At 71.0% G+C, this 23,640-nt stretch carries 13 protein-coding genes; 5 read left to right on the top strand and 8 right to left on the bottom strand.

Going from position 1 to position 23,640, the window contains the following annotated elements:
- The first annotated feature begins 34 nt into the window (after positions 1–34).
- Together LZ199_RS19400 and LZ199_RS19395 are read left to right on the top strand one after the other, a co-directional pair.
- Entirely contained in the window at positions 35–580 is a 546-nt protein-coding gene (locus LZ199_RS19400) for a hypothetical protein (RefSeq protein ID WP_253995210.1), read from the top strand.
- A gap of 31 nt (positions 581–611) precedes the next feature.
- The gene (locus LZ199_RS19395) at positions 612–2,036 is read left to right on the top strand and encodes an alpha/beta hydrolase (RefSeq protein ID WP_253995209.1); all 1,425 of its coding nucleotides are present in this window, start codon (positions 612–614) and stop codon (positions 2,034–2,036) included.
- A 12-nt stretch (positions 2,037–2,048) separates the two neighbouring features.
- On the opposite strand, the gene LZ199_RS19390 is transcribed toward LZ199_RS19395, so the two are convergent.
- Positions 2,049–2,900, bottom strand: coding sequence for an ATP-grasp domain-containing protein (locus tag LZ199_RS19390; protein ID WP_253995208.1), 852 nt, complete (start codon positions 2,898–2,900; stop codon positions 2,049–2,051).
- 82 nt (positions 2,901–2,982) lie between these two features.
- Positions 2,983–4,602, bottom strand: a complete 1,620-nt coding sequence (locus tag LZ199_RS19385; protein ID WP_253995207.1) for a serine/threonine-protein kinase — start codon at positions 4,600–4,602, stop codon at positions 2,983–2,985.
- A 210-nt stretch (positions 4,603–4,812) separates the two neighbouring features.
- Here LZ199_RS19385 and LZ199_RS19380 point away from each other — a divergent pair, with 210 nt between their 5' ends.
- Entirely contained in the window at positions 4,813–9,327 is a 4,515-nt protein-coding gene (locus tag LZ199_RS19380) for an amidohydrolase family protein (protein ID WP_253995206.1), read from the top strand.
- A 106-nt stretch (positions 9,328–9,433) separates the two neighbouring features.
- Here the strand turns inward: LZ199_RS19380 and LZ199_RS19375 are convergent, their stop codons facing one another.
- On the bottom strand, positions 9,434–10,075 hold the full coding sequence (locus LZ199_RS19375) for a TetR/AcrR family transcriptional regulator (RefSeq protein ID WP_253995205.1): 642 nt from the start codon (positions 10,073–10,075) through the stop codon (positions 9,434–9,436).
- Positions 10,076–10,222: 147 nt separating this feature from the next.
- Complete coding sequence (locus LZ199_RS19370) at positions 10,223–11,518, bottom strand: metallophosphoesterase (protein ID WP_253995204.1); 1,296 nt, start codon at positions 11,516–11,518, stop codon at positions 10,223–10,225.
- A gap of 251 nt (positions 11,519–11,769) precedes the next feature.
- Here LZ199_RS19370 and LZ199_RS19365 point away from each other — a divergent pair, with 251 nt between their 5' ends.
- Positions 11,770–16,137 (top strand): RCC1 domain-containing protein, encoded by a 4,368-nt coding sequence (locus LZ199_RS19365; protein WP_253995203.1) that lies wholly within the window; start codon positions 11,770–11,772, stop codon positions 16,135–16,137.
- 66 nt (positions 16,138–16,203) lie between these two features.
- On the opposite strand, the gene LZ199_RS19360 is transcribed toward LZ199_RS19365, so the two are convergent.
- From LZ199_RS19360 to LZ199_RS19350, 3 genes are all read right to left on the bottom strand, one after another.
- A complete protein-coding gene (locus LZ199_RS19360; protein ID WP_253995202.1) occupies positions 16,204–17,178 on the bottom strand; it encodes a TIGR02996 domain-containing protein in 975 nt (324 codons plus the stop codon).
- Positions 17,175–18,593, bottom strand: coding sequence for a reverse transcriptase family protein (locus LZ199_RS19355; protein WP_253995201.1), 1,419 nt, complete (start codon positions 18,591–18,593; stop codon positions 17,175–17,177). Before LZ199_RS19355 ends, LZ199_RS19360 begins: the two co-directional genes overlap by 4 nt.
- 202 nt (positions 18,594–18,795) lie before the next feature.
- Positions 18,796–22,077 carry an aldo/keto reductase gene (locus LZ199_RS19350; RefSeq protein WP_253995200.1) on the bottom strand — a complete coding sequence of 1,094 codons (3,282 nt, stop codon included), beginning with the start codon at positions 22,075–22,077 and terminating at the stop codon, positions 18,796–18,798.
- Positions 22,078–22,113: 36 nt separating this feature from the next.
- Here LZ199_RS19350 and LZ199_RS19345 point away from each other — a divergent pair, with 36 nt between their 5' ends.
- Positions 22,114–22,746, top strand: coding sequence for a hypothetical protein (locus tag LZ199_RS19345; protein ID WP_253995199.1), 633 nt, complete (start codon positions 22,114–22,116; stop codon positions 22,744–22,746).
- A 239-nt stretch (positions 22,747–22,985) separates the two neighbouring features.
- Here LZ199_RS19345 and LZ199_RS19340 read toward each other — a convergent pair whose 3' ends face one another.
- Positions 22,986–23,591 carry a hypothetical protein gene (locus tag LZ199_RS19340; protein ID WP_253995198.1) on the bottom strand — a complete coding sequence of 202 codons (606 nt, stop codon included), beginning with the start codon at positions 23,589–23,591 and terminating at the stop codon, positions 22,986–22,988.
- Positions 23,592–23,640: the final 49 nt, after the last annotated feature.

Raw genomic sequence — 23,640 nt, 5'->3', positions numbered from 1 at the left:
AGTACACCCGCGCCCACATTCGTCTGGAGGTCCCATGCGCCACTTGCTGCTCGCCCCGTTGTTGATCCTCGTCCCCGCCTGCCAGGGGGAAACCGCGAAGGACGTCACGGCCGCGGTGGTGGGCAAGACGGTGGAAGTGGCCAAGGGCGCCAGCAGCGGCGTGGTGGAGGGGATGAAGGAAGGCCGCAAGGGCGCGGTGAGCACGGATGGCTCACGCACGCTGTCCGCGGCGGACGAGGTCCACGCCAACACGGAGCTGTCCGTGCTGGAGGTGAAGGCGTCCAACGGAGGCGGGGTGGAGGTGGTGCTGGCCGTGACGAACAAGACGGCCGAGCCGCTGCACCTGCTCGGACTCCAGGAAGGCGGCGGCGCGCAGCTCCTGGACAAGGATGGCTTCGCCACGCCGCTCCAGGCGCGCTCCCCGGGACAGGCGTCCGACTCCATCAAGGTGCCGCCCTCGGTGAAGGTGAAGGCGAGCGTCTTCTTCGACGGCGAGGCCGACAAGGCCACGAAGGTGCGGTTGTGGGGGCGTGAGTTCACGGTGCCGAGCGCCGCCACCGCCGCCAAGCCCCAGCCGTAGCGACTGTTCCCTCCAGCTCCTGGAGACGTTGATGCGCCGTCTGTCCGCTGTCCTGCTGTGCGCGACGCTGCTGTCCGCGTGTGATGACTCCGAGGGCTCGGTGTACGTGCGGCCCCCGCCCTTCACCCAGTCGTACCCGGATGGGGGCGTCGCACCGGATGGTGGCTCGGGACCGGAGAGCTGGGCCTGTCAGCGCTCGTCCGTCGTGCGCGGCGCGCCCATCTCCCTCTGGGGGGGCCTGCAGCTCGCGATGAGCCGGGCCACCTCGCCCGAGGTCCGCACGGCGGCCATCGACCAGTTCGTCGCGGACGTGGCGGCGCAGGGCGGCACGCCGCTGGTGAGCGACGCGAGCTCCGGCCGGCAGCGGGTGGTCTTCTTCGTCCGGGGCGATGCCGCGCGCGACACGTACGTGGCCGGCGACTTCAACGAATGGTCGCCCACCGCCACGCAGCTCACGCAGGTGCGCGACACGGACCTGTTCGTCGCGGAGGTGGACATCCCTCGCACGGGGCCGCACCCCTACAAGCTGGTGAAGGGCGGGAGCTTCTTCGAGGACCCTCGCGCGAGGAACGTGGTGTGGGACCGCCTCAACCGCAACGCGGTGGGCCAGTTCAACTCGCTCGTGTACCCGGACGCGCAGGACGCGACGAAGGGGCGGCTCACCGCCTGGTACGGCGTGCACGCCACGGTGCTCGGCGATGCGCGCGACGTGTTCGTCTACACGCCGCCTTCGTACGACGGTCCGGAGTGTCCGACGCTGCCGGTGATGTACGTGCACGACGGCAACGAGAGCATCACCCGCGAGTCCTTCGTGGACGCGGCGGACGCGCACTACAAGGCGCGGCCCCAGGACGCGGCGGTGCTCGTCTTCGTGGCGCTGCCCAATCAGGACGTGCGACTGGCGCAGTACACCTTCCCACCCGCGCGAGCGCCGGGCTGGCCCGCGCCCAAGGGCGACGAGTACCTGGCCTTCCTGAAGGATGACCTGATGCCTCGCGTGGAGGCGGGCTTCCGGGTGAAGACGGGGCCGCAGGACACGGGCATCTTCGGCGCGTCGCTGGGCGGGCTCATCTCCGTGTACGCGGGCTTCCAGTTCCCGGAGAAGTTCGGCTTCGTGGGCACGCAGTCGGGGACGCTGTTCTGGCCGCACGACGGTGAGGTGGACCGGGACGACGGCAACGCCATGGTGGTGCGCGCGGGGCAGGAGCCGGTGGTGCCGGTGCGCTTCTACGTGGACCATGGCTCGCCCGCGACGGGCTGCACGGACGACGGAGAGCAGGGCTCCGACGACTGTCAGTCCAACCTCCAGTTCCTCGCGGCGCTGAGGAGCCGGGGCTACGACGTGGCCTACGTCCATGAGCCGAGCGGGCAGCACGACTGGTTCTTCTGGAAGAAGCGCCTGCCGAAGCTGCTGTGCGTGTTCCGCAACACCGACACGCGGGTGTGCGCTCTCTAAGGCGTCACGGCGTCACAGCTTGGCTGCGATGGCGCGGGCGAGTCGGCCCGGGGCCTCGGGGTCGAGGGACAGGAAGAGGGAGGGCTCGGTGACTTCCACTTCCTGCAGGCGCGTGACGCCCTCGTTGTCCGTGGCCACGTCCACGCGCGCGTAGAGCAGCGGTGGGCCCATGGCCTCCAGCACGCGCTCCGCCAGTCGGACTTCCTCGCGGTTGTCGGGTGTGAAGAGGGAGGGCTGCGCGAAGCCTCGGGGCGCGGACTTGAGCGTGGGAGGCCTGCGCACCGCGTGGCTGAAGGCGCCGTCGAAGGAGATGTAGCTGCGCTCGCCCTCGGTCTCGAAGGCGGTGAGGTAGGGCTGCACCATCAGCTCGCACCCGGCGGCCAGCTCCGTGACGAGCGCGGTGGCGGAGGCGGCTTCCGAGCGCGGGAGGATGTGCGTCTTGAGCGCGCCCGCGGACACGGCGGGCTTGAGGACGACGGTGTCCCAGCCGCGCGACTTCATGAGGGCGCCGACGTCCAGGGTTCCGCCGCGCTCCACCCAGACGGTGGGCGTCACGGGGATGCCCTTGGCCTCCAGCTCACGCAGGTAGAACTTGTGGGTATTCCAGCGCAGCACGTCCGCGGGATTGTGGAGCTTCGTGAGGCGGCCGACCTTCTGGGCCCAGGCGACGAAGGTGTCGCGGCGCAGGTGGCTGTCCCAGGTGGTGCGCACGACGGCCAGGCGCACGGTGCGGAAGTCCACCGTCGGGTCGTCCCACACGACGGGCCGCGCATCCAGTCCGAGCGCCTTGAGCGCGGGAAGCAGGGGAGCGTCGTAGGCGTCCAGCTCCGGCAGGTCGGCAAAGGTGAGGACGGCCACGTCCATGGTGTGTCGCTCCCGGTGAGGCGTGCGCGCCCTGATTAGCGCGAAGGCGTCACGGGCGCAGGAGATTTGAATGGGGTGCGCGTCAGGCCGGACGCGCGGTGGCGGGAGCCCGAGGAGGTGCTTGTCCCGAGGCCTCTCCGGCCTTGTCCGCTTTGTCCTGCTGGTTGCGCGCCTGGGCCTCGCGCAGCGCGTTCGCGAGCAGCGCCTGGCCTCGAGGATAGGGCGCGCCCTCGCCATCCACCGCGAGCAGCTGCTGTCGCAACAGCGCGCCGCTGGCGGTGCGTTGCTCCGGCCGCTTCTCGAGCAAGCCCATCACCGCCGCGTCCAGCGCGGGCGACACCTCCGGGTTGAAGTGCGAGGGCGGCGCCAGCTCCTGGTCCAGCGTCGCGCGCAGCAGCGCCTCCTGTGTGGAGCCCTGCAGTGCGCGCCGCCCCGTGAGGGCCTCGTGAAGCGTCAGCCCCAGCGCGAAGAGGTCCGCGCGCCCATCGAAGGGTCGCCCGGCCGCCTGTTCGGGCGCCATGTAGCCCAGCTTGCCGCGCACGCTGCCCGCGGCGGTGAGCTGCGAGCGCGCCGAGTCCCGCGCAATCCCGAAGTCCGACAGCTTCACTTCACCGAAGCGCGACACCAGCACGTTGGGCGGGTTGAGGTCCCGGTGGACCAGCCGCAGCGGCTGTCCGTCCGGGCCCGTGCGGCGGTGCAGGTAGTCGAGCGCCGACGCCAGCTCCGCGCCCAGGAACGTCACCGCCGCCACCGGCAGCGGCCTGCGTGCCAGCCCCCGCATCAGCGAGCTGAGCGGCATCCCGTCCACGAACTCCATCGCCAGGAAGTACGTGCCGCCATGCCGCCCCAGGTCGAACACCTGGACGATGTTGGGGTGGTTGAGCGACGAGCACAGCTCCGCCTCCCGGCGGAACATGGTGACGAACTCGTCGTCGTCCGCGAACGAGGGGAGGATGCGCTTGAGGGCCACCTGCTTCTGGAAGCCACCCTCCGGGCAGTACGTGGCCCTGTACACCTCCGCCATGCCACCCGCGCCCACGCGCTCGTGCAGCACGTACTTGCCCATGACCTCCTGCTCGCGCAGCGCGGACAGCGCCCCGCGCGTGAGCTGGAGGAAGTGCCGCGCCAGCGTCGCCGTGAAGACACCCGCGGCCACGAAGAAGAACGCCCGCGTGGCGATGAAGCGCGGCGTCAGCGTGATGAGCGCCGACTCCGGCAGGAGCGGCTGGACGAAGAGGAAGTAGATGCCCAGGTACTCGGCCGCCACGAGGAGGCCCGCCGCCAGCGCCAGCCGGGGATTGCTGCGCAACGTCGCGAGCGTAATCAGCGTGGGCCAGATGACCAGCGTGGGCGCGGTGAGCGCGTAGATGGGCCCCTGGAAGCGCAAGTCGAACGCCAGCACCACCGCGGGGATGCTGACCTCAATCGCCACGTTGAGCCACGGAATCGCCGGGTGGAACGCCCCCGAGCGCAGCACCCGCCACAGCGCCGTGTAGTAGAGGGCCAGGACGGCGGACAACCCCATCAGGGCCTGCGTCAGCCCCCATCCAATGGAGGGCCCCAGCGCCGCCGCCACCAGCACCGAGGCGCCCGACAGGCCCGCCATGAAGCGCGCCACCGACAACTCCCGCGCCTGCGCATCGCGTCGTAGGTGGCCGTCCAGGAAGCGGGAGACGGGGCTCGTCAGGGTGTGGGCGGTCATCGGTTGTCCCACTCTACAAAAACCTGGGAACCGGACACGTCCTCCCCAGGCCCCAAGCCCGCCTCCCCCTCATGGGGCCGGTCTGACCACCGGATTTCAGGGAGGGGGCCCCGGGGTCGCCTGTCGCTGAAATGTTCCACGGGCTACTCTGCGCGCGTGTCGAGGACCAGCCGCCACACTTCAGGCCGGTGTCCCCGGGAGACCCACGAGATGCGAAAGTCCCCACGCTTCCTGCTGGCCGCGCTTGCCGCGGTGTTGTTGTCCCACGTTGCCTGCTCGGGTGATGACCCGGAATGTGAGGGTTCGAGCTGCGTTGCCCCCGCTGTCTGTGGCAACAACGCCAAGGAAGACGGCGAGCAATGCGACGACGGCAACAGGGTCAGCGGCGACGGCTGCGACGCGGACTGTACGCTGACGCCCACGGTGGAGCAGCCCGTCTGTGGCAACGGCAAGCTGGAGGGCACGGAGACGTGCGACGACGGCAACGCGACGGACGGTGACGGCTGTCAGGCGAACTGCTCGCTGACGCTGACCCGCTGCGCGGCCGCGGACGCCCCTCCGCTCGCGGATGGGGCCACGTGCGCGGTGACGAAGCCCGGCAACAACGGGCGCCTCTTCACCGGCGTGGTGCTCAAGGACGGCGAGACGCTGATGGGCGGTCAGGTGCTGGTGGACCCCCAGGGCGTCATCACCTGCTCGGCGTGTGACTGCTCCGCCGAGGATGGCGCCGCCGACGCCACCCACATCTCGTGCCCCACGGGCGTCATCTCCCCGGGCCTCATCAACCCGCACGAGCACATCACCTTCCAGAACGGCCCCTACGCGTGGACGGACGAGCGCTATGAGCACCGGCTGGACTGGTACCGGGGCGTGGGCAACCACACCCGCGTCGCCAACAGCACCCGCTCCGCCGCGGACTCGGTGGGCTACATCGAGCTGCGCCACCTGCTCTCCGGCACCACGTCCATCGCGGGCGTGGGCGGCGTCGCGGGCCTCTTGCGCAACCTGGACCAGGTCCCGGTGACGCGCCAGGAGGGCATGGACTTGTGGCCCGCCGTCAATGACACCTATCCCCTGGGGGACCAGGAGACGGACCTGCGGACGGAGGACTGCACCTACGCGAGGATGCCGAGGACCTCCAGCCTGTCCAAGGTCGCCGCCTACCTGCCGCACCTGGGCGAGGGCATCAACGCGGAGGCCTACAATGAAATCCGCTGCGTGTCGGTGGCGCCCAATGACGTGCTGCAGCCGCGCACGACGCTCATCCACGGCATCGCGATGACGGCGCGCGAAATCGCGCTGATGGCGGACCGGGGCACGGCGCTCATCTGGTCGCCGCGCTCCAACCTCACGCTGTACGGCGACACCGCCATGGTGTCCGCGTACAAGCGGATGGGGGTGAACATCTCGCTGAGCACCGACTGGGCGCAGTCCGGCTCCATGAACGTGCTGCGCGAGCTGAAGTGCGCGGACACGCTCAACACCGTGCAGTTCGCCCGCACGTTCAGCGACGTGGACCTCTGGAAGATGACGACGGCCAACGCCGCGGAGGCGGTGGACATGCAGAGCCGCTTGGGCCGCCTCGCGCCGGGCAAGCTGGGCGACCTGGCCATCTACTCGCTGCGCACCCACGCCGCCTCGCCGCACCGCGCGGTCATCTCCGCCGAGCCCGCGGACGTCGTGCTGACGATGCGCGGCGGCAAGGCCCTCTACGGCGACCAGACGCTGGTGGGCGCGCTCAAGGCCACCGCCGAGACGTGTGACGCGATGGACGTGTGCGGCACCGCCAAGACGCTGTGCCTCCAGGCGGAGGTGGGCAAGAACCTGGAGGCGCTGAAGGCCGCCAACCCCGTGGGCTATCCGCTGTTCGCCTGCGGCGTTCCGCAGGGCGAGCCGGTGTGCGTGCCCCGCCGCATCTCCAACAACCCGGACTTCCCGGCGTCGGTGCGCGGCTCGAACGTCTACTCCGGTGAGAGCAAGGTGGACGACCCGGACGGCGATGGTCTGCGCAACTCCATCGACAACTGCCCGAACATCTTCAACCCCATCCGTCCCATGGACAACGGCAAGCAGGCCGACTCCGACAACGACGGCGTGGGCGACGCGTGCGACCCGTGCCCGCTGGCGGCGAACACCACCGCGTGCACGCGCGTCGCGGTGGGCGATGACGACCAGGATGGGTTCCCGACGTGGCAGGACAACTGCCCCTTCAATGCGAACCAGGACCAGGCGGACCAGGACGGTGACGGCAAGGGCGATGTCTGCGACGTGTGCGCCGCGACGCCGAACCCGGGCAACCTGGGCTGCCCGTCCACCATCCACGCGCTGAAGACGCGGGAGGACGGGCGTCTGCCGCTGGAGGGCCGTCCGGTGTCGCTCACGGACGTCATCGTCACGGGCGTGGTGAAGGGCGCCGCGACGGTGGAGGGCTACTGGCTTCAGGTGCACCCGCTGCCCTCGGGCACGAGCGTGGAGAACTCGGGCGTCTACGTCTACTCGCCCAAGGGTGACCTGGCGGTGGGAGACCGGCTGGACATCACCACCGCGACGTTGACCGTCTACAACGGGCTGCCGGAGCTGGTGGACGTGAAGTACGTCCGGCGCAGCGCTGGCAATGCGCTGCCGACGCCGGTGCCCGTCACCACGGCGGATGTCCGCACGGGCGGCCCCAGGGCCGAGGCGCTCGAGGGCGTGCTGGTGGAGGTGTACGACGTCAGCACCACGAGCACGGTGGACTCCTTCAAGCAGTTCCTCGTCAACGAGAGCGGCAACACGTCCCAGCCCGGGCTGATGGTGGATGACATGGCCTACACCTACGCGGACCCGACGCTGGGCACGCGGTTCGGCGTGCTGCGCGGCGTGCTGACGTTCAACTTCGCCGACTCCAAAATCCTGCCGCGCAACGTGGCGGACATGAAGCCGCCCATGCCGTCGCTGACGGGCTTCGGGCCGGGCGGGTACGCGCGTCTGGGTGAGACGGGCGCGGTGAGCACCTTCCCGCAGGCGCTGACGGTGACGCTGTCGGGCACCTATACGGAGGCGCTCGACGTCTTCATCACCTCCAGCGACAGCAGCGCGCTGCGCGTGGTCGACGGGAAGGTGACGGTGCCGGTGGGCCAGAGCGCGGTGGAGGTGAAGGTGGAGCCGCTGGCCGCGGCGGCGAACGTGACGTTGACCGCGTCGCTGCGAGGCACCACGCGTCAGGCGTCGTTCCGGGTGCTGGGTGCGACGGAGCAGCCCGCGATTGTGGGGCTGACGCCGTCCGACGCGACGGTGGTGCCGGGAGGCTCGGTCAGCTTCACGGTGGACCTGGACCGTCCGGCCCCCGCGAACACGAACATCAACCTGGGCGTGAATCCGGCGGCGGGCTTCGGCACGCTGACGCCGGGCGCGACGCTGGCGGTGGCGGCGAACGCGATGCAGGCGTCGTTCACCCTCACTGTCGACGAAGCGGCCACGGGCCCCACGGGCACCGTGACGGCGGACCTGGGCGGCAGCACCGACAGCGCGACGGTGACGGTGGACCTGGTCTCTCCGAGGTTGCTGTCGATGACGCCTCCGGGGCCGGTGGAGGTCCGCTACGGGCTGACGCAGGAGTTCCGGGTGACGTTGTCCTCGGCGCCGACGGCGGACCTGGAGGTGGCGCTGGCGGCGACTCCTGGCGCGGGAGTCACGCGGTTCGGCACGGTGCCGGCCACGGTGACGGTGCCCGCGGGCATGACGGAGGCGACGTTCCTCTTCACCGCGGATGCGCAGGGCGAGGGCGCGGGCACGGTGTCCGCGTCGCTGCTCGGCGTGCGCCGGACGACGGCTGTCACGGTGACGCCGCCGCCCGCGCAGCTCTCCACGCTGACGCCCGCGACGGTGTCGGTCTACATGAGCGCGAAGCAGACCTTCACGGTGACGCTGGACCGCAAGGCGGGCGTGGGCGGCGCGGTCGTCAACCTGGCGCTGACGCCTGCCACCGGCCTGGGGACGCTGCCCGGGGCCACGGTGACGGTGGCCGAAGGCCAGACGAGCGCGCAGGTGCTCTTCACGGCGGGGACCGAGGAGCTGAGCGGCTCGGTGACCGCGACGTACGAGGGCGTGACGAAGACGGCGGCCATCACCATCGTTCCGCGTCCGGCCATCAACCACCTGGTCATCAACGAGGTGGACTACGACCAGCGCGGCACGGACACGAAGGAGTTCGTGGAGATCTACAACCCCACGGCGGGGCCGCTCTCCCTGAGCGGCGTGTTCCTGGTCTACGTCAACGGCGCCAGCGCGACGCCGGCGAGCTACGCGAAGATTGACCTGTCGAGCGTCGGCTCGTTGGCGGCGGGGGAGTACCTGGTGGTGGGCCCTGCGCTGGTCATCGACCCGCTCGTGGGTCAGACGGGCGTGAAGACGTTGCTGTCGACGACGGCCATCCAGAACGGTGGCACCAACGCCAGCCCCTCGGCGGACGCTGTCGGCCTCTTCGACGGAGCGACGGAAACCCTCATCGACTCGCTCGCCTACGAGGGGTCGGTGCTGCAGGCCACCATCAGCGGCGTGGCGAACACGAAGCGGTTCGACCTGCTGGAAGGGCCGCGGAGCACGTCGGCGCTGATTGACGTCGACACGGTGGAGGGCACGCTGGCGCGCAGCCCGGAGAGCGCGGACACGAACGACAACCTGGATGACTTCAGGTTCACCACCGTCCTCACCCCGGGTCGGAAGAACGAGTTCCCGGCGCCGTGATTCGGACCGCGTGACGGGTTGAGACAGGACTTGGGCGGCTCCCGCGAAGAAGGGGGGCCGCCCGAGTCGTTTCTGGAGGTCGCGGTGACGCGGCGCTGGCCGGGCGCTACGGCTTGGTGCGCGCCAGGGTGCCGTCCGTCAGGAGGAGGTCCAGCGCGGAGGCGAGCGGGTCGTAGCCGAGCGTGGCGCGGAAGAGGTTCTGATACATCAGCGCGCCCAGGTAGCCGCCGAAGACGCCGTGGGCGGCCTGCTCGGCGTCGATGTCCTGGCGGAACTCGCCGGTCTTCTGGCCGTGGCGGAGGATGCCGCCCAGCACCTTGGCGTACAGGCCCAGCTTCTCGCGGATGGCCTCCGCCACCCGCTCGTTCGAGTCCGCTGCCTCGGCCGCGAGCATGCCGAAGAAGATGCCGTACTCGCGATTCGAGCCCAGGAAGTGGTGGGTGCGGCGGGTGAAGGCCTGGAGTTGCTCGCGCGCGGACAGGGTGCGGTACTCGTTGATGAGGTCTCCGAAGGCGGTCTGGTAGCGCTGGTGCAGCTCATCAATCGCCGCGAGCAGCAGGTCCTCCTTGGTGGGGAAGTGCCAGTACAGCGCGCCGGGAGTCATCCGGATGGCGCGCGCCAGGTCCGCCATCGTCGTCGCCAGGAAGCCCCGCTTCGCGAACAGGGTGATGGCGGCTTCGAGGATGTCCACGCGCGTGCGCGCCGAGCGTTCCTGCTTGAGCTCTCTCTTCGCCGGTTCCTTGCTCATGGCGCGGAAAACCATACCCCAGGCCCGTCTCCAGGCCCGGGTTCGTTCGCGGGACGGAGGAACTCTTGAGGCGAGGGCTTCCGGCCAGCCGCGTCACCTGGACGACGTTCTGGCGGGTCGGAGGCTATCGACCCGGCCCGTCTGCCTTCACGCCGCCAGCAGCGTCACCTTGACGATTTCCGGCGGCGCTCCCACGCGCAGGGGCGGCCCCCAGAAGCCCGTGCCCCGGCTGACGTAGAGGTGCTTGCCGCCCTCCTCGAAGTGTCCCGCATCGTGCTCCCAGATGGCGGACACCGCGAGCGTGAATGGGAAGAACTGTCCCCCATGCGTGTGCCCGGAGAGCTGCAAGCCCATCCCCGTCTGCGCCGCCACGCGCCAGTTCGAGGGCTGGTGCGCGAGCAACACCGCCGCCCGCTCCGGCTCCCGCCCCGCCACCGCCGCCGCCAGATCGTAGCCCTGCTTCGCGCCCGTGTGCCCCGCGGACCAGTCATCCACGCCCACCAGGTCGAACGAGGCCCCCGCATCCCCAATCCGCACATGCCGGTTGCGCAGCACCTGCACCCCCATCCCCTCCAACGCCCCCGCCCACGCCGCGTGGTCCCAGTAGTACTCGTGGTTCCCCGTCACGAAGTACGTCCCGTGCCCGGAGCGCAGCTCCCGCAGCGCCGCCACCGAGGGCCCCAAGGACGCGACCTTGCCATCCACCAAATCCCCGGTGATGGCCACCAGGTCCGGGCGCAAGGCATTGCACCGCGCCACCAGCTCGTCCATGAACTTGCGCTGGATGACCGGGCCCACGTGGATGTCGCTCAGGTGCACGATGCTGAAGCCATCCAGCGCCTTGGGCAGCCCCGGCAGCCGCACCGCCACTTCATTCACCACCGGCGGATGGAACGCATTCCACATCCCGTAGCTCGTCAGGCCCCCCGACGCGAGCAGCGCGCCTCCCGCCGTGGCTCTCGCCAGGAATCGCCGCCGCTCCACGTTCACTTCCGGCGCCCCACGCTCGCCGCCACCGGCCAGACTCACCTCGCCAGGGCCGTCGGCGACCGCTGTCATCGCCACGCCGCCCGCACCCGCCAGCGACGTGACGAGGCCCACGTCGTCCGCCCGAGACACGGCGGCCCGCCGGCTCAACCGCCGTGACAGCGCCCTCGCACCGCCAATGCCCCACAGCGCGAACAACAGGTACATCGCCGCGCCCATCCACATCCACACGGCCGTGGCCACGGCGAAGGTCGCATCCAACGGCAGGAAGCGCGTCACGGACCAGGACAGCACGAGCAGCGTGCCCAGCACCGTCATCACCCCCATGCCCACCCGGTGCCACCGGCGGTCCTCCGACGTGTCCGCGAACAGGCGTCGATACAGGTAGATGTGGACCCCCACGGTGATGAGGCTCGTGAGGACCGCGAAGATGATGAAGCGCGCTGGTGAGTCCATGGGCTCCCAATCCTCTCCCGGCCTCGACGCACCGCAACGCATTCCTCGTGAAGAAACGTGAATCACCCCGCGACTGTGTTCCGCCTGCCTGCCCGTGGAGGAAGCTCCTGGGACGGGTGTGACTCCGTTGCCCTGGGCGGGGCACCCCCGACGCGCCGTCCTCCTCCTGGCAAGCGTGCCTGTGCACGACGCTTCTCATCCGGCAAGGACACGAGGTATGGACGGCCGCTTCTCGCGCTGGAGGCGAAGTGATGCGGATGGACAACCTGAAGGCGGGCCCCTGTTTCCCGCTGGTATTGGTGCTGAGCGTTCTGCTCGCCGCGGGGTGCGATGACTTCTCTGCGCCCGTCGCGGCGCGAATCCCCGCGGAGGCGGGAGCCTCGCGCTCCCAGGCCCTCGCGGTGGCGTCTGCCCCCAAGGTCGCCGCGGGTGCCCAGCACTCGCTCTACGTCACACCCCTGGGCACCGTGTGGGCGTGGGGTGGCAATGCCTCCGGCCAGCTCGGCTCCGGGACGATGTCCTTCCAGCGGGTCCTCGCCCAACAGGTACCGGGCCTGAAGGACATCACCGGCGTGGCGGCGGGGGACTCCCACTCGCTCGCGCTGCGCTCGGACCGGACCGTGTGGACGTGGGGCAGCAACTCCTCCGGCCAGCTCGGTGACGGCACCACCACGGACCGGGCCACGCCGCGCCAGGTGCCCGGCCTCACCGAGGTGGTGAGCGTGGCGGCCGGCGAGTTCCACTCGCTCGCGCTGCGCTCCGACGGCACCGTGTGGGCGTGGGGCAGCAACTTCTACGGCCAGCTCGGCCGGGGCCACACCCAGCCGGGGCCCACGCCGGTCCAAGTCACGGGCCTCACGAACGTGGTGGCCCTGGGCGCGGGCTTCGACTTCTCCCTGGCCGTGCGCGCGGATGGCTCCGTGTGGGCCTGGGGCGCCAACAGCTACGGCCAGCTGGGCGACGGCACCTTCACCCAGCGCCTGGCGCCGACGCAGGTGGTTGAGCTCAAGAACGTCACCGCCGTGGCCGCCGGCCTCTACCACGCGCTCGCGCTGCGCTCCGACGGCACCGTGTGGGCCTGGGGGAGCAATGCCTCCAGCCAGCTCGGCGATGGGACCTGGTCCGACCGCCCCTCACCGATGCAGGTCGCCGGCCTCACGCGCGTGAAGGCCCTGGCCGCGCAGGACGCCGGCTCGCTGGTGCTGATTGACGACGGCACGGTGTTCGCCTGGGGTCGCAACACCAACGGACAGCTCGGAGACGGCACCACCACCGACAGCCCCTACCCCGTGCTGGTGCGCGGGCTGGGCTCGGTGGCGGCGGTGGCCGCGGGGACGCAGCACGCGGTGGCGCTGCGCGCGGACGGGACGCTGTGGTCCTGGGGCAATGGCACCTCCGGCCAGCTGGGCCATGGCAGCTCGGAGCGGCTGCTCTCTCCGGAGGCGGTGACGCGCCTGTCCGGCGTCACGGCGGTGGCCTCGGGCAGCTTCCACTCGCTGGCCTCGCTGTCGGACGGCTCGGTGTGGAGCTGGGGGCGCAACTACTACGGGCAGCTGGGTGACGGCACCGCCGCCGAGCGGCACGCCCCGGTGCGGGTGCTGGGCCTGGGGGACGTGCGCGCCGTCAGCGCGTCCGGACACCACTCGCTCGCGCTGCGCTCCGACGGCACCGTGTGGGGTTGGGGGCGCAACGCCAACGGGCAGCTCGGCGACGGCACGACGAAGGACCGCCTCACGCCGGTGCAGGTGTCGGGCTTGAGTGGCGTGACGTCGCTGGCCGCGGGTGGCAGCCACGTGGTGGCGCTGCGAAGCGATGGAACGGTGTGGACGTGGGGCTACAACGGCGTGGGCCAGCTCGGTGACGGCACGACGAAGGACCGCCTCACGCCGGTGCAGGTGAAGGCGCTCCCGAGGGCGGTGGCCGTGGCGGCGGGGACCTACTTCTCGCTCGCGCTGCTCATCGACGGCACGGTGAGGGCGTGGGGAGATGGCTTCGAGGGACAGCTGGGCGATGGCGGCGGCGTCCAGCGCGAGACGCCGGTGCAGGTGCTGGGACTCGCGGGCGTGAGGAGCCTGAGCGCGGGCGCGGCGCATGCGCTGGCCGTGCTCGAGAACGGCACCGTGTGGGCGTGGGGCGACAACGCGGAGGGACAGATTGGTGACGGCTCGTGGGCGGACCGGTTCCGTCCCGTGCAGGTGCCGGGGCTGACGGGGGTGCGCTCCGTGGCGGGCGGGCTGTACCACTCCATGGCGCTGGGGCTGGACGGGACGCTGCGCGCGTGGGGCTCCAATGCGTATGGCCAGCTCGGGGATGGCGGCGTCGCGTCGCGCGTGGTGCCCGGCGTGGTGCCCGGGGCCTCCGGCGTCACGCTGCTCGGGGGCAGCTACCTGCATGTGCTGGCGGTGCGTCAGGACCGGACGGTGCTGGCGTGGGGCTACAACCGCTTCGGTCAGCTGGGCCTGGGGGCCGTGGGTTGGAGCGCGCTGCCCGTGCAGGTGCGCGGTCTGGGACAGGGACGGCGGCTGGTGGCGGGGACGTCGCACTCGATGCTCGTGCGCGGTGACGGCACCGTGCTCGCGTGGGGACAGAACGCCTCGGGGCAGCTCGGCGATGGCACCACCACCTACCGCGCGTCGCCCGTGGTCGCGCAGGGCCTGCCGTGTGTCCGCTCCATCGCGACGGGAGCGCAGCACTCGCTGGTCCTCTCTTGCGACGGCACGGTGTGGACGTGGGGCGCGAATGCGCGCGGGCAGCTCGGTGATGGCACCGTCAAGCCGCGCCTGACACCCATGATGCTGGAGGGGCTGTGGGGCGTGGTGGCCGTGGCGGCGGGGGGCGATGCCTCCATGGCCCTGCGCGCCGACGGCACGGTGTGGACGTGGGGCGCGAATGACAGCGGACAGCTGGGGGATGGCTTCAAGGGGGACCGGGCCACGCCGGTGGAGGTGAAGTACTTGTCGGGCATCGCCTCCGTGGTGATGGGCGAGGCCCATGCGCTCGCGGTGGGACAGGACGGCGCGGTGTGGGCCTGGGGCGCGAACAGCTCCGGCCAACTCGGTGATGGCACCACGAGCGCGAGCGCGACGCCGCTGCGCGTGTCGGGGCTGGAGGCCGTCGCGAGCGTGAGCGTCGGCCGCGCCTTCTCGCTGGCGGTGTTGCACGACGGCTCGGTGTGGGCCTGGGGTGCGAACAACGCCGGGCAGCTCGGTGATGGCACCAACAGCCCCAGGGGCACGCCGAAGCCGGTGCTGCTGCTCAAGAACGTCAAGGCGGTGGCCGCGGGCTCGCACCATGCGGTGGCCGTGCTTCACGACGGCACGACGTGGGGCTGGGGCGACAACGGCTATGGGCAGGTGGGCGACAGCACCCGCTTCCTGCGCTTCAAGCCGGTGCAGGTGGTGGAAATCTCGGCCGTCGCCGAGGTGTCCGCGGGCGAGCAGCACTCGCTGGCGCTGCTGGAGGACGGCGGAGTCCGCGCCTGGGGCAGTCACGAGTACGGCCAGCTTGGCGACCTGGAGTCGGGGCCGAGGACGTCGCCGGTGGACGTGAAGCTGCCGACGTCGAAGGACCTGGCGCCCGTCGTCTCGCTGCGGGCCTGGTACCAGCACGCGGTGGCGCTCCTCGCGGACGGCACCGTGCAGACGTGGGGTGGCAACGGGCATGGGCAGCTCGGCAACGGCACCACCGAGGACGAGTCCATGCCGACGACGGTGGAGGAGCTGCCGGAGATTCGGGCAGTGGCTCCTGGCTCGTGGCACACGCTGGCGCTGGCCGAGGACGGCACGGTGTGGGCGTGGGGCAACAACGTCTTCGGGCAGCTCGGTGACGGCACCACCACGCAGAGCTTGAGGCCCGTCCAGGTGGTGGGCCTGGACCACGTGGTGTCCATCGCCGCGGGCAGCTACCACTCGCTGGCGGTGACGGAGGACGGCTCCGTGTGGGGCTGGGGCTACAACGTCTTCGGGCAGCTCGGTGACGGCACGCTGGAGGCGCGTTGGATTCCCACGCTCATGAAGGGGATGACGGGCGCGGTGGCGGTGGCGGGCGGGGAGCACCACTCGCTGGTGCTGCGCGCGGACGGGACGCTGTGGGGCTGTGGCAACAATGCGTATGGCCAGCTCGGAGAAGGCACTGCCACCGACCGCTCGTCACTGTTCCAGGTGGTGGGGCTCGAAGGGGTGAAGACCATGGAGGCGGGCAACTACCACTCGGTGGCGCTGCGAGATGACGGCACCGTCTGGACGTGGGGCTCCAACAGCCATGGGCAGTTGGGGGATGGCGGGCTGTCCACGCGCATCTACCCGTCTCCCGTGCCTGGCCTGGCGGACGTGGAGTACCTGGGTGCTGGCGCCAATCACACCTTCGCGGTGGGCTCCGACGTCTGGGCCTGGGGGCGCAACTCGCACGGACAGTTGGGCACCGGAGACAGCTCCCACCGGCTGGAGCCCACGTGGGTGAAGGGGCTCCGAGGCGCGAAGAAGGTCTCCGCCGGTGGTGACTTCTCCATCGCCCTCAATCGCGACGGGGCGGCGGTGAGCTGGGGTACCAACTTCCACGGGACGCTGGGCCTGGGGATTCCAGGACAGCGCTCCGTGCCGGGCGTCGTCGCGATGCCCTGAGCCGCGGTGCCGGGGCGATGACGGAGCTGGCGTCGTCGCCCCGGATGGCTCCAGGTGTGAAGCGGCTCAGAGCCGCAGTCCCGCACCCAGTCGCTTGACGAGCGGACCCAGCTCGTCCCGGTCCAGGCCCATCTCCAGCAGCTCCAGGCGCCGCAGCTTCGGCAGGGCCTTGGCGGTGCGGAACGCGAGCGCGCCTTCCTCGCTCAAGTCGTTCTTCGACAGCTCCAGTCGTTCCAGGCCCGTGAGGCCCTTGCTCTTCGCGAGGGCCTCCGCTGCTTCGTCGCTCAGCTCGTTGCGGTTGAGCGTCAGCCATTGGAGCGCGCCCAGTCCCTTCGCGCCCGCGAGCGTCGCCACGCCTTCGTCGGACAGGCCGGAGCCGGACAGGTACAGCCGCTCCCACGGCAGCGTGGCCTTCGCGAGGAGCCCCGCGCTGGCGTCCGTCAGCGCGCCGCTGGAGAAGCTGACGGAGCGCAGCGCGGGCAGGGCCTTGCTCTCGACGAGGGCGCGGACGGATGCGTCCTTCGCGCCCGACAGCACCAGGCCCGTCAGGTGTCCGGCCCGAGGTGAGGCGGCGAGCGCCTTCGTCGCGGCGTCGACTCCCGAGCCCTCCAATCGCAGCCAGCGGACCTGGGAGAACCAGGGCTGCTCGGCGGCGCGCTCCAGGCCCTTGCCGTCGCGCGTGTCCACGCACAGCCGGGACACGGGCTCCAGCGCGAACAGCTCCGGGCCGTGCTTCGCGAGCTTGTCCTCCGCGAGGTTCAGCTCCTCGATGAAGCCCCGGTGGTAGCGCGGCTCGTGCACTTTCGCGTCGCGCAGCGGCTTGAGCCAGTCGCGGCCGTGCGCGTCCATCAGCTCGCGTGCGCGCAGGTGGAGCGAGCGGCGTCGGGCCGGGTCCATGCGACCGGGCAGGGCGAGTTGCACGCGGATGAACTCGGCGCGCGCGGCGTCCACGGCCTGCAAGGCCTCCGCGCACGCGAGCCTCGGCGCGTCGTTGGCGGGGTCCTCCACCACTTTCGCCAGCAGTGCGTCGAAGTCGCTCATGGGTTCAGCAGCTCCTTCACCTCGCGCTGCCAGCGCGCGCCCAATTCCGGATGCACCATGCGCACGTAGGCGGCGTAGCCCTCCAGCCAGGCGGGGAAGTTGGGACGGCCCCGGGCCTGCGACTCCACGCCGTGCTTGCGACAGTTGGCGAGGATGGCCTTGAAGCGACGGCGCTCCTCACGAGGGATGGCCACTCGTTGGTTGACGGTGAGGCCCGTCACCCGCTGGCGCCCGCCCTGGCGCATGACGCGGCGCTTGGCGCCGTTCTCCGAGAAGCCCTCCTGCTGGAGGATGGCGTTCACCCACCAGAGGAAGCGGCCCAGCCGCTCCGGAGGTTTGACGAAAGAGAAGGAGAGGTCATCCGCGTAGCGCGTGTACGAAGCGCCCGCCTTCTTCGCGAGGGCGTGCAGGCGCGCGTCCATGCGGCGGCAGACGAGGTTGGCGATGGCGGGCGAGGTGGGCGCGCCCTGGGGCAGCACGCCGGGCCACACCACGGTGCCGTCCGGGAGCTTGGGCCGCCAGGTGGTGAGGCCCGCGAGGGTGGAGGACACCTCGTCGTTGTAGCCGTGGGCCTCGAAGAAGCCCTTCACGCGGCGGTAGTGCACCGTGGGGAAGAAGTCCTCCAGGTCCACGCGCACCACGACGTGGGCGCCGACGTGGGCCTCCGCGTTCGTCACCGTGGAGCGGCCGGGCACGAAGCCATGCACGGCTTCGTGCGTGGGCAGGTGCGTGAGGAGTCCTTCGAGCAGGGCGCGCTGCGCGGCCTTGAGCTTCGCGCGCGGGGCGCAGATGCGGCGCACGCCGCCGGAGCGCTTGGGCGTCTCGAACTCCACGTAGCCGGAGCCCGCGCCGGAGCCGGGGCGCATCAGTGTGTCCAGGTCCGCGACGTCCACACCCACCAGCTTCGCCACGTCATCGCGGGACTGGAGCTTCGGCAGCTTCGCGGTGACGGAGGGCTTGCGCTTCACCAGCTCTTCGCGACGCCTGGGGTAGAGGCCGAAGTGCCAGCCTGTGGGGTTCCAGCCGCCGAGGGCGCGGGGGCTCGGGCGGCGGGGCGGCTCCATGCGGCTGTCGGGCAGCGACACGTCGGCGAGCCCCAGCTTGCGCACGGCGGCGCGCGCGGCGGAGGCCACGCGGGAGTCCGAGTCCTTCACGCGGCGGCGCAGGTGGCCGGCGGCGGTGACGCGGGGGAAGAGCAGGGGGATGAGGCGCACGGCCTGGAGGCGCTCGCGCGGGTCCACGCTGCCCAGGCGCCTGGCGACGACCTCGCTCCAGTGGCGGCTGACGTAGAAGCGGGCGACTTCGTATTCGGCGAGGCCCTGGTGGCGCTCCAGCAGCTCGGCGATGCGGCTGAAGTGCGCCTCGGGGTCCTCCATCAAGGGCTTGAGCTCGAGGAGGAGTGAGACCAGGTCCATTCAGGCGCTCCAGGCGGAACCGCGGGCTCCTGGGACCGCCGCCACCTGCACGGCAGAGGCGGGCGAGGTCGGGGAAGCCCGCCAGGCGGACCTCGCACCGCGTCGTCCTTCAATGGGTGTCATCGGCAGCCGCGACGTGACATCGCGGACGAAAGGCTGGCTGCACGCGGCCCCAGGAGCGAGACGAAGCTCACCACATCCTTCACGTTGAAGGAAGGTCGCCGAGCTCCAGGGGCCCGTCTTCTTCCAGGAGGGCGAGCAGCGCTTCCCGAGTTCCTCCGGGCGCCCGACGCACCAGGGCGTCGAGCTGCCGTCCCTGGGCGCGCACGCGCTCGCCGTGGGCGCGCATGACGGACAGGGCCTCCGGCTCCATTCGCGGGCGGGACAGCACGTCGAGGTTGTGCAGCAGCTCGCGACGGTTGCGTGGGGCGGTGAGGCTCGCGCTGACGCCTGGCTGGGAGAGGGAGTAGCGGTAGCAGTCCACCGCGGAGGGCAGTGGCAGGTCTTGGGGAGCGCCAGGAACAGGGCGTAGCAGGCGGCCGTAGCAGGTAGTGGTGAAGGTGAGCACGCCGGTGCCCTGTCGCTGGGCCTCGGGGAAGAAGGCGGCTTCGGCACCCGGGTGCGCGGCGCTGTGACGGGTCATCACGACGGGCCAGGGGTGTCGGGTGAGCGCATCGCGAGCGAGGTCTCTCAGGTGCGTGGAGAAGCCGAAGGCGCGCAGCTTGCCTTCGGTGCGCAGGCGCTCCAGGGCGGAGTAGTCCTCGTCGGAGAGGCGCTCGGGGGCGCGGACCCAGAAGAGGAGGAAGACGTCGAGCCAGGAGGTGCGGAGTCGGCGCAGCGCGGACTCTACGTCGCGACGAAGGGCGGCAGGGCCTGAGTGGTACGTGCCCGCGACGATGACGGAGCGCTCGCGTGGGCCGCGCCCGCTGCGGAGGAACTGCGTCAGCGCGGCGTAACGGGGCTCCCAGAAGAAGGTGTCGATGCCGGCTTCGTGTGCTTCGAAGAAGGGCTCGCGCGAGGTGAGGTGCGCGCCGGAGAGGACGAGCGGCGAGACGTTCAGGCCCGTGCGGCCCAGGGGACGTGACGAGGCTCGCGGCGGAGGCGGTGGGCGAGGTGATGGGGCGGTGCGCGGTCGTGGAGCGGAGGTGGGGCGGAGGCGCGCGAGCTCGGGCTCCGCGGCGAAGAGGGCATCGGGGAAGGTGAGTGTCAGCGCTTGCAGGTGCGTGACGACGCGGGCGGGCTCGGTGTGGGCGCGCAGCGAGTCACGGAGCAGGGTGAAGGCGGTGTCATCGGCGCGGCGCATGCGCCAGGTCCATGCGGCGATGCGCAAGTCGGTGTCGCGCTCAGGAGCGGGCTGGCGTGGTGGCGGCTCCTGCCGTGTGTCGCCAGGCTCCAGCGGTGAGGCCACTGGTGTGGACAACTTGTTGTGAACGCTGGAACCCGGAGGAACGTCCAGTCGCGTGGTGGCAGGCAGACCCAGCAGCGCCTCCAGTCGTGCATCGAGCGTGTCGCAGTCCTCCAGTGGAGAGGCCGCCGCATTGCGGACCATCAGCTCGGTGTCGCGTGACAGTCGCAGCAGGGCGCGCAGCTCCGCGTCACTGTTCTCGGGCCGGAGTTGCTCGGCGGCGCGGGCTCGTATCCACGGGTCGGGGGAGAGGGCGCAGCCGAGCGCGAGCGTGGATTGATAGGTCGGGTCATCCGAGGCGAGCGCGCGACCGTGTGAGAGGGCGAGCTGCAACGCCATGCGGCGCACGCTCGGGTCGGAGTCCTCCAGGCAGACCCGGGCCGCGCTATCGACGTCCAGCACGGCGGCTCTCAGCCACGGGTCCTCGTGGGACTCAGCGTGCTCTCGCTCGGTCTCCGTGAGCCAATCCAGTGACGCGAGGGCCTGCAGTGCCACCGCGCGTACGGAGGGGTCCTCGTCTTGAGATGCACGGAGGAGGGGCTCGGAGGCCTCCATGTATGCGGCGGCGGTGGCCGCGGCCCGGCGCTCTCGGGGCGAGGTGGCTCGTGGGGCGAAGGCCACCAGCGCCGTGGCGAAGTCCTCGACGGCCGATGTGGAGCGGGGCCTGCGCTCCCAGGCGCCGATGACCTCGGCGCGCACGGAGGCGTCTTCGTCATCGAGTGCCTTCAGCACGAGGCCTCGACTGTCCGGGTCGAACACGAGCGCGGATATCACCGCACGTCGGATGTCGGCCTCGGGGTGCTTCGCCAAGGCGCGTGCACTGGTCAGGAGTGTCTCGTGTCCCTGCTTCACCGCGACACGTGCGGCCCAGGCGAGCGCACCAGGACGAGGAGGCGCCGCGAGGACGCGGGTCGCGAGGTCGACCTCGTCCACGTTGAGGCGCTCCAGCAGCGCGCGCGCTTCGTCCTGGGCATGCGGCACACGCGGCTCGTCCAGCCAGTGCATGGCGAGACGCAGCGCTTCCGCGTCCTCGCGCTCGCGAAGCCGACGACGCGCGAGCGCGCGAAGGGGCTCGTGCGGATCTCCCAACCACTCCACCAGCTCCCGCGCGGAGAGAGACCCGGCGGGTCGTGCCTCCAATCGCGCAGTCGTGACCGCGGGGTCCTCACTCGCGATGCCTGCTTCCATCCACGGCGGTGGAAGCGAATGGGCGGGCTCCGATGCGATGGATGGTTGTTCACCGAAGGATAGAGCGCCCGACAGCGGACGCGTCGCCGACATCGAAGAACGCGTAGCGTCGGAAGGCAGCGCGCCAGCTTGCTGCTCGTTGGCTTTGTCAGATGCTGTCGATGCCGGGGAACTCCTAGCGTCGGAAGGCGCCGCGCCGGCTTGTCGTGCATTCGTCGTCGCGGAGGCCACATCGTCGCCACGTGAGCTCTCCGCGTGGAGGCCCGCCATCGCGGTGTCCTCCGCATCAAACGGACGCAGCCCCACGTCACCCGAAGCCACTGCACGCCACTCACCCTCCAGCCACGCCACCGCCGAGCGCAGAGGTCCCTGCTCCCTCGCCTCCGCCGCCCGCCGCACCTGCTGCCGCAGCCCTTCGTTCCCCGCCCCCAACCACGACAGGGCCTGCACCGCCGCATGGCGCACTCGCCAGAACGGATCCTCCAGCGCCGCGAGCAACACCCCCACCGCACCCGCGCCCGCGACGGAGGCCGCCGCACGCACCATCGCCCGCCGCACCCACCACACGGGCTCCCGCCGCACCGCCCGCTCCGCGTGAGGCACCAACGCCTCCGCTCCCAGCCGAGCCAACGCGCGCCACGCTCTGTCCCGCACCATCGGCATGGCATCGCCCAGCGCTTCAATCAGCGCGGAGGCAAAGCGCGCATCCCTCGCATCACCGAGCCGACGCGCGGAGATGGCGCGCACCTCCGCGTCCTCATCCGTGAGCAGGGCCTGTCTCAGCGCGTAGCGTCCCACCAGCTCCGAGGCATCGACCGCGCTCGCCGCCTCGCGCCGCACCGTGACGTCCTCGTCGAGCAACCGCACGGTGGCCAGGTCCAGTTCGAGCATCGCCGGAGACTCTAGGCGCCCTGCTACACTGCGGACATGCCCGACATGCTGGCCATCATCAGCAAGGCGATTTTCGAGAAGGAGGCCGCCGGCCTCTCTCCCGGCCAGGTGTTGCCGACGGACCGCTACCGCAGCCAGAGCAAGCACCTGGCTCCACTCGAGGACGGCGGACGCCTCTTCCTCGTCACGGTCCGCCCACCCGACGAGGCCCTCTGGCTCGTCGCCGTGCTCGAAGGCCTGTCCTCCGATGACGAGGGCTGGGTCGGCCGCAAGAACCGCATCCCCATCACCGACGTCACCTCCGCCATCCCCACGCTGCGCTTCGAGTCCGGCAAGGGAATCCAGGCCGCGAAGGGCGCGCTGGGCATGTCCCTCCAGACGCCTCGCGTCCTCACCTCGGCGGACGCGGAGCTCCTGCTCGGAAGCGCGGGAGGCGGACCCATCAACTTCACCGCGCACCAGGAGCACTCCGCGCTGCCCTGCCTGTGCAAGCAGTGCCTCCCCCGAAGCCCCGAGCGCGCGGAAGCCCAGGGCATGCGCTTCATCCGCGCACAGGTGGAGACCGGAGGCCGGCTGCTCTACTACTGGCTGCCCGAGGAACTCACCGGCGACTCACGCGCTGTCGCCCAGGCCGTTCGCGGCGCCCTCATCGGACGGCTCGTCCCCTGATCCACGTTCACCGTGTGGCGGAAGGACGCGCTGCTTCGCGTCCGGAGTGAGGAAGAGCGTGGTGCCTCGCCGCGCCTCCTCGTCTGGCGGAAGGAAGCGCTACTTCGCGTCCGGTGTGAGGAAGAGCGTGGTGCCTCGCCGCGCCTCCTCGTCTGGCGGAGGGAAGCGCTACTGCGCGTCCGGCGTGAGGAAGAGCGTGGTGCCTCGCCGCATCTCCCCTCGTCTGGCGGAAGGAGGCGCTACTTCGCGTCCGGCGTGGCCAACTCGGAGCCGATCTGCTGCCACTCCTGGGCGTAGGCGCCCCGGGTGAAGGTGCGCAGGTCGTCGCTCGTCACCGTGCCTCGCGCCAGCGCGGTGTCGAGCGCGCGGACGACGGCGGTGCGGTGCGGCTGCTCCACGTAGGGGTTGCCCTCGCGGAACACCTCGCCGAACAGCGACTCCAGCCTGCCATCCTGCTTCAGCCGCTCCACGATTCGCGCCTGCGAGGCGGGCTCGTCCGCGTGCGCATGCAGCATCGCGGAGGCCATGCCACCCTGGGCGTCGGCGTCGGGGAACTCGGAGAGCAACTCCAGCTCCGCGTCCGCGCCGGCGATGGCCGAGGCCTCCGAGGCAGCGGGCGCCAGCGCGGGGTTGATTGCGGGCGTGGCGCGCGGCGTCGGCCGGCGCTCCGGCTCGAAGTCGCTGCGGCCCTGGAACGGGCTCACCGCGCGGTGTGCCTGGACTTCCTTCTTTCCGGGGCTCTGCTGCACGTTCTTGGAGGCGGAGTCCGGCCGCTCCGTGCTGGAGCGCTCCGAGGCGGAGCTCTTCGGCGAGGACGAACGGTTGCCACCATCAATGCGCGACATGAGTGCGCTCCAGGAAGACTGCGAGCCGGTGCGGGCATGGCTCCGGGAA

Source organism: Myxococcus qinghaiensis (assembly GCF_024198215.1).
Lineage (GTDB): Bacteria > Myxococcota > Myxococcia > Myxococcales > Myxococcaceae > Myxococcus > Myxococcus qinghaiensis.
This window is presented reverse-complemented; position numbering and strand designations above follow the sequence as displayed.